Origin of the sequence: Paenarthrobacter nitroguajacolicus (assembly GCF_007786235.1) — a bacterium.
In the GTDB taxonomy this organism is placed as follows: Bacteria; Actinomycetota; Actinomycetes; order Actinomycetales; family Micrococcaceae; genus Arthrobacter; species Arthrobacter nitroguajacolicus_A.
This window is the reverse complement of sequence record NZ_VNFK01000002.1, coordinates 1-11899: the sequence shown is the minus strand read 5'-3', so window position 1 is coordinate 11899 and position 11899 is coordinate 1. Positions and strand designations below refer to the sequence as shown.

The following is an 11899-nucleotide window of genomic DNA, read 5'->3' as shown; positions in this document are numbered from 1 at the left end:
TAAGTAAGAAATCGACGAGATCAGTTGTGTAGATCGGGGGCACCAAACATTGGTGTCCCCAAGGCCTTCAAAGACCAGGCATTTTCGGATCCGGAGGTCGGAAGTCTCTGGCGTCAACGCCGGCCTCCGTTCTGCGGCTTGCTGCGGTTGGACCCTGGAAGGGCAGTAATTCTCCGGGAGCCAGCCCCGGTATCGGCGAGTGATCTTCGAGCATGCGTGGCTTGTTGACCATGACGGCCCCTGCCAGAAGCACCACGAGCCAGGCACCGAGCATGCCGAACGAGGCCAGCCAGCCATCCCCCGGGCTGTGCAGAAGTGCGAAAAGGAACGGGCCGACACTCGCCAGGGCGTAGCCGGTTCCCTGGGCAAACGCGGACAGACGTCCTGAGCCGGACTGCGTTCGTGTTCGCTTATTGATCATGGTGAACGCAAAGGAATAGGACCCTTGGCCCAGTCCGGCAATGACCACCCAGACCGCCGCAGAAGCTGGTGGCGCGAAGATGATGCCTCCGTAACCTATGGCGAAGGCGACCACAAACAGGACGGCCACAGGTAGCGGGCGGGACATTCCAACAACAACCATGGGCACCATTAGAGCGACCGGCAAAGCAAGGATTGAATACAGCGCCAGCATGGATCCAGCAGTTTCCTCGCTGAGTCCTCTATCAACGAGGACAGCCGGGAGCCACGTGAGCGCCGCAAAAGTATTGCTGGAACAGCCAGCAAAAACCAATGCCGTGCCCCAGCCGATTGATGATCTCCAAGGTCTAACGCTGTTCGCAGGAGGCGACTGCTGATCGTTGGCTGGTGTGCAGGCAACGATCCGTCTGGTTGTAAGAAGAATCAGCCACGGGACCGCAGCAAGCGCACTGAGTACGGCCCAGATACCAATGGAGAACCGCCAGCCATAAAGAGTGCTTAGAGGATTCGCGAATTGGGCGGCCACCGCTGTGCTGACACCCAGGAGGGTGACGTGGAGCGCCGCGAGGCCCCCGAATCTGTCGGGAAAATACGTCATCAAGAGAGGCGGCGCGACGACGTTGATCAGACCAATGCCGAGCATGGCGATGCACGTGAACCCCAAAAATGCCAACACGTCCCAACCCACTGCGCGGCCGAGCTGACCCAACGTTGTCAGCAGAAGCGCAACCAGTAGGAGGTGCTCAAGCCGGATACGGCGCAGCAGCGGCAGCGCAAGGAAGCCCATCACCGCGAAGCTGGCGGTCGGCAGCATCCCTAAGGTCCCTGTGGCCACAGCGTTAAGGTGGAGGTCTGCGCCTATTTGGCCAAGAAGCGGCGACACCGCCGAAACCGCCTCTCTTGCGCTGAAGGCAACCAGCAGGATGCCCGCAAGCGCGGTAAGTCGCCCGCGCAACGGCCGTCTCCCGGCTTCCTTGACTCGCATTTCATGCTCGGGTAGGCGACGTAGAGCCACGGTGGCACCTCCCTATATCCGACAGGCCTGCTCAAGACACCAGTTTCAAGGAGCCCGAATCAGACACCCGTGCACCTTCGGCAGATGGGCTGGTAGTTCAGCTCGCGTTAACTGCGTGGCTCGCCCATTCGCGCCCGGTTTGCTCCTCTGTGGGCAGGCCGGCCGCGGCGAGAATCTGGTCCAGCAGGCGCTGGGTGCGAACAGCTTCGCGGCCTGAAGTAAGCGGCTGGGCTCTGTCGGCCACCCGGTCCAGGAAGTGGTGAACGGCGGCCGAAAATCCCAACGTATCTGTCGCAGTAGCCCAGCCGTACGCTTCGGCGCTGAGTTCCCGTGAAGTGGTGACGCCGTTGATGGTGGTGGAAACTGTCTCGGGCGCCCTGACTTCGACGGTCTTCCCGTCACCGTAGGCGTCCAGTTTCTCGTTCCATGCTCCCGCTGTTCGGGCTGCCATCAGGACACCGGTGTTACCGGTGCTGAAGCGGATGGTCGCTGCGATTCCGTCTTCTTCCCAAGGATCTTCACCGGCAGCGTGGGCGGACACGTGCTCAGGTTCGCCCCCGCAGTACCAGCGCAGGAGATCGACCATGTGGATGGCGTTCTCGAACGTTGCACGGTATTCGGATCCAGGGCGGTTCTTCTGGGCAACGCAGAAGGTGGCGCCTTTGTCGCCAAAAGCCTCCCGGCCGGCCGTGTAGACGGGTGCATAGCGCCGGTTGAAGTCAACCATGAGTATCCGTCCCCGCTCGTCGGCGAGGTCTGCCAGATGTTCTGCCTCCTCTGTCGCTGGGGCAAGCGGTTTCTCGCAGAACACGTCCACGTCTCGGTTGAGGCAAAGCTCGACGGCATGGGCGTGCTCGGAGCGCGGGGTCAGCACGAACACTGCATCCAGTTCCTGCGCGGCCAGCATCTCCTCCACGCTCTTGTAGGCGGCGTTGAAGCCCCAGCGCCGGACCAGGCTGCTGGGATCTTCGCGCCGGGAAACCAAGGCGGCCAACTCGACGTCGTCCCGCTGTACGAGGGTGGGCAGCTGCGCAATGGTGGCGATGTTGCCAGCGCCGATAACTCCGACGCGGAGGCGGTTGGTGTTCATCAGGCGTTCCTAACTTCAGCAAGATCAGTAAGCATTGAGCGCAGGACGGAGGCCGATTCCCGGAATCCGTCCTCGGGCGCGGGCAGGTCTTGGGGGTGCCAGCGGTATTCAAGCTCGATGCTCAGCACGTCGTCGTAGCCGTGTCGCAGCAGTGCGGCAAGGATTGGGGACCATGGAACAACGCCGCTTCCGACGACGCGTGAACGGACTGCGCGTTCGGAGGCGTTCACCCGAGCCGTTTCCGTAGCGCGGAAGGCCGCGTTGGGGTTTGTGAAGACGAGGTCTTTCACGTGGACGTGGCCAATCAGGTCGCCCTGGACAGCGAAGGCTTCTTCGTAGCTTTCGTCGTGCGTGAAGGTCAGGTTGGCTTGGTCGTAGAGTACGCGGACGGACGGCTGGGCAATTTCCCGGACCAGGGCCGCGGTGTCCGCTGCGGTTTGGGTCATGGTGCCGAAGTGGTTCTCCACGCAGAGGCGGACGCCAGCTTGATGGGCTTCGGGTGCGAGGGTCTCCAAGGCTTTGCGCAACTGCCCCCACCGCGCAGCGTGGTCGGTGTCTCCGGGGTGCCAGGAGCCGGCATAGACACGGACCCGGTCAGCCCCGAGCAGTTGTGCGGTATCTATGGCCCCACGGAATTCGTCGACGGCTTTGCGCCATTCGGTATCGTCCAGTGAATTGATGGCGGTGGTGTACGGCGTTAGGCCCACGATGGGTATGCCTTCGCCTTCGGCCGCTTTGAGTGCTTCCATCGCGGAGTGCCGGTCCCCTAGGGGCAAGCCGGACTTGTAATCATCTTGGTAGATGACTTCTGCTGCATCGAGCCCTGCGGCCCGGAAGAGACTGAGTGCTTGGGGAACCGTGTGGTTCGGGGTGCCTAGTGTGTGACCCGCTAGCCGCATTGTTCTATGTCCTTTCTGAAGTGTTTGGAGGTGCTGTCCAGTCCGTGGGACCGACCAGCCGGGGAGGGGCCGGGACGCGGGATCGATCCACGATTTCCATCAGCAGGCCCCACGGGGTTATGAAGTAGGTCCAGCGGTTGCCGGCTACGCGCGGGCTATCGCCGGCGACTTCCTTGCGGTCCCCGAGTACACGTACACCGGGTGTTTCCTGCAGCACGGAAATGGCTTCATCGACGTCATCCACAACGAAGCACAGATGGTGCCCTCCAGCGTCGCAATGCCTTGGCGGTGTCTCTCGCCGTTCAGCGCTGCTCCACTCGAAAAGTTCGATGTTGAGGTTCGGTGGCAGGCGGAGCATGGCGAGCGTGAGCTTGGCATCGGCAGGGACTTCGAAGTTTGTGGGCATGAATTCTTGGTCTGGCCCGCGTTCGGAGCGGTATAGCTCTTCAGCTCCAAGAACGTCGACGAAGAAGCGAATGCCTTCTTCAAGGTTGGGAACCGTCAAACCGACGTGGTCCGTGTGCTGGAGCCCCGGCAGACGCCGAAGCCTCTGCTCCTGCGCCCCGCTCATTTGCGAGGCTCCGAGGTGGAGCCACGGACCAGAAGCTCGGGTTCGAGGACGATGTGGTCCACGGAACCGTCAACATTTTGCTTCTCGGCAAGTTCGATCGCTATGTGTCCCATATCAGCGATCGGCTGCCGCACAGTTGTCAGTGGTGGGTTGAAACGGGCACCTAGAGCGAGCCCATCGAACCCGATGACCGACACGTCTTCCGGTACCCGTAGGCCACTTCGGCCGAGCGCCGAGATCACAGCAAAGGCCACCATGTCGTTGGCCGCAATGATCGCTGTGGGCGGATTGTCCATCTCCAGGAAATGCTCGGCCCCACGCGTACCGGCATCAAGGTCTGACCCGCTGTCGAGCACTACAGGTGTGCTGCCGCTTTGGGCAGTGAGCTCCAGATAGGCGTCCATCCGGTCCTGGGCCGTGTGTGTCCCGGCGATACCGGATACGTATCCGATTGAGGTGTGTCCCAAGGAATGAAGATGATCCAACGCCAACATGATGCCTTTGCGGCTGTCCACGGTAACCGTAGGAACGGAGTCGTCGCCTTCTACGCGGTCAATCACCACCACCTTGTGGCCGAAAGCGAATCGCTTCAGAGCCTCGGTGTCCACCTTTGTGGAGGGCGCCACAATCCCGAACGGGGCGTACATCGCCTGCATGGCCGTAAAGTACCCGTCGGATTTGGCCGGGTCGCCGTTGGTGACGCAGAGCATGAGCTGGTAGCCGCGCTCGTCAGCTGCCTGTGTCATCGTCTTGGCAAGTTCTGCAAAGAACGGGTTGGTAATGTCCGGAACGATCAGAGGGATGATGTTGCTGGTCTTGCGACGAAGCGCCTGTGCCAATGGACTCATGGTGTAACCGAGGCCCTCGGCGACCTTAAGGATGTGCTCGCGTGTTTCGCTCTTCACCGCCTCAGGGCGTGAGAACGCCCTTGAGACCGTCGACCGGTGGACACCGGCGGCTTTTGCGACGACGTCGATACTCAAGTCAGGCATGTTCGTTTCCTCCGTGCTGGTCGTCATACGCCTGCCAAATGGGGCGCATGACATCTTCGAGCTGGGCCAGCGTTGGCAGGCCCCGGAATCCATCTTCCAGTGTCCGGGCGACGCTGCGCACAAATGGATCGTAGAGAGGGTCGCTGTCGACGTTGATCTTGTCCACTTCCGTGGCGCCGTCCATCGACGTGAAAGTAGCCGTACCGTCGGAATCAACAGTGGCGAACCCTGACTCTCCGGCGGAGGTAAAGCTGCAATACCGCTTCAACGGCGAGCTAGGGAATGCGTAGCCCACCTCCACAATCGCTTCCCGGCCTTCCGGCGTTGTGATGATCAGGCTGGCGTGGTCCTCGATAGCTTGCCCGTGAAGAACCGATGAGAGTCGGGAATCGACGCGCGCTGCAGCCTCCCCGCTTCCTCGGAGGAACAGGTCGACAAAGTGCGGGCCCAGGTTCGCAAGGCAGCCTCCGCCCGCTTTGTCCGGCTCGAGCATCCAGGGATTGGCATTGTCGAGATACCGGGCCGGTGGGCCGGCAATGAATGAAGCTCGCTGGTAGGTGGGCCTGCCTGCCTTGGACAGCCACTTCTCTGTAGGCCCGCCGCGCTGAACCAAGGGCACAGTGGCCGGCACACCAGCTGCTTCGGCAGCTTGTCGCACGGCAGAAAGCTCGCTGAGGGAAGTGCCCAATGGCTTCTCCACCACGAACGGAATTCTCCGCTCGATCAGGGCCATGCACTTCTCTGCCATCCCCTCGTGGGGACCAAACACATAGGCGAGTCCGACGTCGGGCAAATCCACCAGCTTTCGCCAGTCAGCTTCAGCCGGCGCTCCCCAGTGGGCGGCCAGTTTCTGCACCTGCACCCGGGAAACATCATCGTCGCCTACTGCAATCATGTCGTGCTCTTCGGCCATGGCCTGTGCACAGAGCGGAACATGCCAATGGGACGCCCCAAGAATAATCGTTCGTACATGAGTCAACCGCAATACCCCCTTGTATGAGATCGGTTGCTGAGATCGGTTGCAATAACACTATGGATGGTGGGAGAGTTTGTCAACGAAACATCAAGAGAGCCAGGGTTGGCTGGAGCAAAAGAGCCACCCGGCCAGAGAGAGGCCATCATGAACAAAAAACTTCGCACCCTGCAGACCATCGACGAGTCAGGAGCTGTTCTTATCGTGCGGCTTGAGAGCGCCGAAGTCGCAGAGAAGGTCGCTGAGGCTGCCATCGAGGGCGGCTTCCGGGCATTGGAGATCACCCTGTCGATTCCCGGTGCCGTCGAGGTAATCCGCCGCCTGGCAGCAAAGCACGGGCACAACGGCGTGGCCGTTGGTGCAGGAACGGTTCTTGACGAGCACTCCGCCTACGAGTGCATCCGTGCTGGCGCCGAGTTCCTCGTCAGCCCGCAGCTGAACCCCGCGATGATCCGGACCGCGAACCGCTACCAGGTGCCAACCATCAGCGGAGCCTTCACACCCACGGAATTCGTTGAGTCCGCCGAGGCAGGTGCTGACATCCTCAAGCTCTTCCCCACCGAGGCTGGCGGGGTGGCCTATGCAAAGGCAGTGCTGGCACCCCTGGCGCATCTGCCGATCATGCCTGCAGGTGGCGTCACACTGGAAAATGTTGGCGAGTGGTTCGCCGCAGGCGTGGCGGGCGTCGGCGTGGGCAGTTATGTCACCAAGGCATGGCAGCCTGACGGGGACTTCACCCGCGTCACCGAAGCAGCCCGAGCCTTCCTCGCAGCAGTAGCAGAGGCCCGCGGATAATGTCTCCCCAGGTCTTCATCGTCATTGGACCAGCCGGCTCAGGGAAAACAACCATCGCTCAACAAACGGCTGAGAAGCATCAAGCGGCTTACCTGGACAAGGACCGAGTGAGCGGCCGCTTCGTCGAATTCGCACTGACCGCCACCGGGCATGACCCGACCGACCGCGAATCCAACGATTACTACCGCGCCAATCTGCTGCCCCTTGAGTACGAGACTCTTATGGATGTGGCAGGAGTAAACCTGCGCCTCGGCCGCTCCGTAGTCCTCGACGCCCCCTTCGGGGCCTATTTTGACGATCCGGACTACCTGACCGGAGCGGCAAACGACTTCCACTGGCCCTCTCCCGAGATCACCGTGATACGAGTCCGGGTGCCTCAAGACGTCCTGCGTTCGCGACTCATCCAGCGCGGCTTGGAGCGCGACAACTGGAAACTCGCACACTGGGATGACTACTGGGCCACCTACGGCCGCCTGGAATGCGCGTGGTCCGGCGTGCAGTTCCAGGACTTCAACAACGAGGCACCGCTTTCCCTCGATTGATGCTCGCTCGCGACGGGCTATGAGTGGCGTTGGCATGGGGCGAAGCCTCGCTACTGCACATTGACAAAGATCACATTCCATCCGTATCGTTGAATGCAACCGATCTCAGCAACCGATCTCATTCGGAAACCTGGGGGGTTTGTGAAAGCTTTTCTTCGCTTATTAGCGAGCAGCGCGGCCCGCCCCGCACCGGCCGTCTCCCTTGGGATTCGTCATCCGGTCGGACGCTTTTACAGACGGCCGCCCCCACACACCAGGTGCCCAGATCCAGCACTATAACCACAGCGCCAAACGTGAAAACATGGAGAGTTCAATGAAGACCTCAAAAGAAGCAGTCGGCAGTCCCGACACTTCGGGGCGTCCCGAAACGTCCAAACATCCGCGCCGCACCCTGAACCTGGTGGCAGGCACCATCGGCCACTTCGTAGAGTGGTACGACTGGTACATCTACGGGCTGCTCGCAGCGGTATTCTCGTCACAGATATTCCCCAGCGACTCTCCGTTCGCCTCCCTGATCGCCGCACTCCTGACATACGCCGTCGGGTTTGTTGTACGGCCACTGAGCGGCATCATCATCTCGCCACTGGCTGACCGTTTCGGACGGCGGCTCATCCTGACACTATCCGTCTCCGGGATGGCACTCGGCTCGCTCATCATCGGCCTCACCCCATCATTTGCGAGCATCGGCTATGCGGCACCCGTCCTCTTCCTGGTTGCCCGCGTCATCCAGGGCATTTCGGCCGGCAGCGAGGGCCAAAGCGCCATCGCCTTCATGGTCGAACACGCTCCAGCGAACAGGCGAGGCCTGTTTGGTTCCTTCACCAACATGGCAAGTGGCCTCGCAACCCTGGCAGCCACCGGCGCAGCAGCAATGGTGACGTCATCGTTCTCCACCGCCGATCTCGCCGCATGGGGATGGCGCATCCCCTTCGTTGTTGGCGGCTTCCTCGGCATCGTCGGCCTGATCCTGAGGGCCCGGGCTGAAGAAACCCCCGAATTCGAAGCAGAAGCCCTGGTCGACCAGAAGTCCGCTGCGGCGCGCCTGAAGGACCTGCTTCGCGAACACCCCAAGGCCCTGCTTCAGGCAGCTGCACTCTCCGCACCAGCCGTGGCCTACTACACCTGGGCAACCTTCCTTCCCACGTACGCCAAACTCACCAGCGGCCGGGACCTCTCGTCCACACTCGCAGGAAGCGTTATCGGACTGGCCCTGTTGGTGATTATCGTACCGACGTGCGGCGCACTCTCTGATCGACTCGGCCGGCGTAAAATCTTCCCCATCATCGGCGCCATCGGCATGATCGTTCTCTTCTACCCCTTGCTCCTGCTCCTCAACCAGCCGGGCTTCTGGGTATACGTCCTGGTATCGGCCTCCGGGTGGGTAGTTCTCGGCATCTGGCAGTCGGTCTATCCGACCATCCAGGCCGAACTGTTCCCGGCCTCCGTCCGGGTATCAGGCATCGGCTTCGCGCATCAGATCGTGATTGCCGTCTTTGGTGGAACTGCACCTCTGATCGCTGCCGCATTTGTCGGAGCCGGGCAGCCGATGCTCGTCGCTGTCTACATGATCGTCGTCGTCGCCTTGTGCCTCGTCGTGTACTTCACGCTGCCGGAGACCGGCAACCGCGGCGACCGTTCCACGGTGGCACTCGCAGACCCTGAGGTACTCGAAGGCGAAAAGTTGGTTTCGGGCACGACCTCGATGGTCGACGTCTCCCGGCACTCCAAATAGACGGTCGGATCGGAGCTGCGGCAGCTCGGCCGTAGCTCAAAATTTATAGTGCGTTATGAAGGGAAGCCTTTTCTCCATGGCGCGGAACTGAGAGGACTTCTCCTACGTGAACAGCATGATTATCAATACGTTTTCATATCTTTGGTCAGCGACGGCGATCGATGCGATAGCCGAGCTTGTCGACAACGGCTACAAAACGTTCGAGGTTCCAGTCAGTTCTCCGCACTGCTGGCCGGACGAGCTACCAACCTCCGAACGCACGGCAATCCAGGACAGGCTCAGCCGGTACGGTGCGAAAATACGGTCCTTGAACGCTGGCGGATATGACATCAACCTGGCCAGCCCCGGGGCCAGCATGCGCCGCAAAAGTATCGACCACATCAAGTCGGTCATCGACTTGGCTGCCGCTTGGGACGTACCCGAGGTTGTGATCTCCCCCGGCACCCGCCGCCCCATGATCTCCCCCTCGCTCGAAAGCGTCCACGGATGGATGTATGAAAGTCTGGAAAGTCTCATCCCGGTGGCCAAGCAGGCTGGCACTCGGTTGCTCTTCGAAAACACCCCATACTGCTTCACTCCCACAATTCAGGACTTGGCAGGTGTCGTCAGCACGATCAACGACGATTCAGTCAAGATCGTCTACGACGTCGCCAACGCCGCCTACATCGGAGAAGATCCCGTCGCTGGTCTGCGGGAGCATCACAAGGCCATCGGACTGGTGCACATTTCCGACACCGGCGTGGACACTTGGGGTCACGACCCCATCGGCACGGGAGTCATTGACTGGGCTGGGCTGGGCGACGCCGTCAAGGACACATGCGGCGTCGGGAATGTCGTTCTGGAGATCATCCGTGAGGACAATCCGGTCCACGAATTCGCGAAAGCAATGCAGGACCTCAAGAACCACGGATGGGAACTGGAGAGTTAACTCCTTACGCCGAAAACCGGGCGCCACCAAGAATTTATTCAAGCATGGAAGAAACAGGCATTGTTGAGATCCAATCTTCAATGCGAATCAACGTGAAAGAGGAGTTTGTGTAATGAGGGCTTTGGTCAGCGGCGGAAGCAGCGGAATCGGCGCAGCAGCATCCCTGAGACTCACGGAGGCAGCCCTTTCGCGCGGGGAGCAGCCAATGATTGCAGTCTGCGGACACGAATCAAACAGCAGCCAAGAGCAGGTCGTTCGTTCAATCCAGGCCATGGGAGGCACCGCCATCGCACTGGCCGGTGATCTCGGCGACCCCAACGTGCCAAGCCAGCTGGTCAAAGCTGCAGTTGCAGAATTCGGTGGCTTGGACGCGTTGGTAGCCAATGCCGGAATCGCCAACCCCGGACCCATATGCGACGTCTCCCTTGAAGACTGGGACGCAATGTTCTCGGTCAACCTGCGCGGCTCATGGCTTCTCGCCAAAGCAAGCTACCAGCACCTGAAGGACAGCCACGGCGCCGCCTGTTTCACCTCGTCCATGTCCGGTCAACAACCACACGCGGGATCCGGCGCCTACAGCCCAAGCAAGGCCGCGCTGACAATGTTGGCCCAGACACTCGCATTGGAATGGGCACCCGACGGCATCCGCGTCAACGTAGTCTCCCCCGGCATGACCCATACTCGGATGACCGAAAAAATGTATGAAGATCCCAAAATCAAGAAGGCCCGGGAAGAAATTATCCCGCTTGCAAGAATAGGAGATCCGATGGACATCGCCAACGTGATCGAATTTCTCGTAAGCCCACTATCCGGCTACGTCACCGGTCAAGATATCTGCGTCGATGGCGGCTTCTCTAAGTCCATCCTTAGCCATATCCCCGGACGACCCAGCTCGAAAAAACAGGCCTGAAGGCCGGACATGGGCCGCAGGGGCTACCTGCGGCCCATGACCAACAGAGCGCCGAATCGTCTCCAGAACAAACACAGCAGGCAATGAGGTGCCGAAACTTATCCCGCCCAAGCTGGTGACTGGCACGGACTCGCGGGATACAGGCGTTCGCGAGGTGGCCGGCTGCGGAGCTTATTGATGGCCGTTCGAACTTCAGTTGGCAATACACGAGGAGGCACCTTGTATATGGCAAAAAGCATATTGGATGGCACGGAATGGACCGCAACAGAATTTGCAGAGCTACTCCCGGAAGAACAGAGAGCAACCCGCCAGGAATTGGCATGCCTTTCTTGTGACGGACGGGCGGTGTTCCGAGCGGGACAGCAGCGTCAGCCATCGTTCGCAGCCAGACACCGGCAGGACTGCCGATTGGTTTCCAGGCCGTGGAGCGCCTTTAGATTCCTTGCAGAAGCAGGACGAGGTACTCAACGTGCCGTACGCATGGTTCCACAAATTGATCACCACACTTCGCCGGCTGTTTCGAGCACTGATGGCTTGTCACGGACACCATGACGAGTTTGAGCCTGGGCTCGAGCAAACCCTGTTCGCCTAGATCAATTCAGCTTCGTTGCTTGGAGGCGCCACCAGCTCGGGGGCTGCCAAGCGGGTTGTCCCGGACTTCGGTCCCTACCGCCAGCGCGTCTGCCCTCCGCAGGGGGCTGCTCTCGCTGTTTGGCACTGTCCTGGCGGCTAGTTGCTGACCTACAGAGGTGCTCATCACACGTGTGCATATCGGCTTTAGACGGCCCCCTCTATGGTGATAAGTCAAGCCTTGAGCGTCCGGAGTTGGCGTGCGCTGAGGCGTTGGAGGCAGTGGCAGACTTCCCTTAGTCTCCTGCCTTCTGCGGTGCGACGCTCGATGTAGGCACGGGTGGCGGGGTCTGTGAGGCTTCGGGTCCGGGCGACGACGTCTAGCTGTAGTGTCCCGGCAGGTTGGTGACACGGGATTGATGTGACGCAATAAGAGGACCTCCGGGTGTTGTGTGGTGCTTG

Annotated in this window: 11 protein-coding genes; 5 read left to right on the top strand and 6 right to left on the bottom strand. The window is 60.6% G+C overall.

The window, feature by feature from the left end:
* Positions 1-67: 67 nt before the first annotated feature.
* The 6 genes from FQP90_RS02070 to FQP90_RS02045 all read right to left on the bottom strand — a co-directional run bounded on the left by FQP90_RS02070 (position 68) and on the right by FQP90_RS02045 (position 5900).
* Complete coding sequence (locus FQP90_RS02070; RefSeq protein WP_244296469.1) at positions 68-1405, bottom strand: MFS transporter; 1338 nt, start codon at positions 1403-1405, stop codon at positions 68-70.
* Positions 1406-1532: 127 nt separating this feature from the next.
* Positions 1533-2525, bottom strand: coding sequence for a Gfo/Idh/MocA family protein (locus tag FQP90_RS02065; RefSeq protein ID WP_144648095.1), 993 nt, complete (start codon positions 2523-2525; stop codon positions 1533-1535).
* The gene (locus tag FQP90_RS02060; protein ID WP_144648094.1) at positions 2525-3424 is read right to left on the bottom strand and encodes a sugar phosphate isomerase/epimerase family protein; all 900 of its coding nucleotides are present in this window, start codon (positions 3422-3424) and stop codon (positions 2525-2527) included. Before FQP90_RS02060 ends, FQP90_RS02065 begins: the two co-directional genes overlap by 1 nt.
* Before the next feature lie 4 nt (positions 3425-3428).
* Positions 3429-3995 (bottom strand): VOC family protein, encoded by a 567-nt coding sequence (locus FQP90_RS02055; RefSeq protein WP_144648093.1) that lies wholly within the window; start codon positions 3993-3995, stop codon positions 3429-3431.
* On the bottom strand, positions 3992-4987 hold the full coding sequence (locus tag FQP90_RS02050) for a LacI family DNA-binding transcriptional regulator (protein ID WP_144648092.1): 996 nt from the start codon (positions 4985-4987) through the stop codon (positions 3992-3994). Before FQP90_RS02050 ends, FQP90_RS02055 begins: the two co-directional genes overlap by 4 nt.
* Complete coding sequence (locus FQP90_RS02045) at positions 4980-5900, bottom strand: Gfo/Idh/MocA family protein (protein ID WP_144648091.1); 921 nt, start codon at positions 5898-5900, stop codon at positions 4980-4982. The genes FQP90_RS02050 and FQP90_RS02045 overlap by 8 nt, the downstream gene beginning before the upstream one ends.
* A 207-nt stretch (positions 5901-6107) precedes the next feature.
* Between FQP90_RS02045 and FQP90_RS02040 the strand changes: the two genes are divergently transcribed.
* The 5 genes from FQP90_RS02040 to FQP90_RS02020 all read left to right on the top strand — a co-directional run bounded on the left by FQP90_RS02040 (position 6108) and on the right by FQP90_RS02020 (position 10867).
* The gene (locus FQP90_RS02040) at positions 6108-6755 is read left to right on the top strand and encodes a bifunctional 4-hydroxy-2-oxoglutarate aldolase/2-dehydro-3-deoxy-phosphogluconate aldolase (RefSeq protein ID WP_144648090.1); all 648 of its coding nucleotides are present in this window, start codon (positions 6108-6110) and stop codon (positions 6753-6755) included.
* Positions 6755-7297 (top strand): AAA family ATPase, encoded by a 543-nt coding sequence (locus FQP90_RS02035; RefSeq protein ID WP_144648089.1) that lies wholly within the window; start codon positions 6755-6757, stop codon positions 7295-7297. The genes FQP90_RS02040 and FQP90_RS02035 overlap by 1 nt, the downstream gene beginning before the upstream one ends.
* A 313-nt stretch (positions 7298-7610) precedes the next feature.
* Entirely contained in the window at positions 7611-9029 is a 1419-nt protein-coding gene (locus FQP90_RS02030; protein WP_144648088.1) for an MFS transporter, read from the top strand.
* Between the two features lie 115 nt (positions 9030-9144).
* Positions 9145-9957, top strand: a complete 813-nt coding sequence (locus FQP90_RS02025) for a sugar phosphate isomerase/epimerase family protein (protein WP_144648411.1) — start codon at positions 9145-9147, stop codon at positions 9955-9957.
* 112 nt (positions 9958-10069) lie between these two features.
* Complete coding sequence (locus tag FQP90_RS02020) at positions 10070-10867, top strand: SDR family NAD(P)-dependent oxidoreductase (protein ID WP_144648087.1); 798 nt, start codon at positions 10070-10072, stop codon at positions 10865-10867.
* Positions 10868-11899 lie beyond the last annotated feature (1032 nt).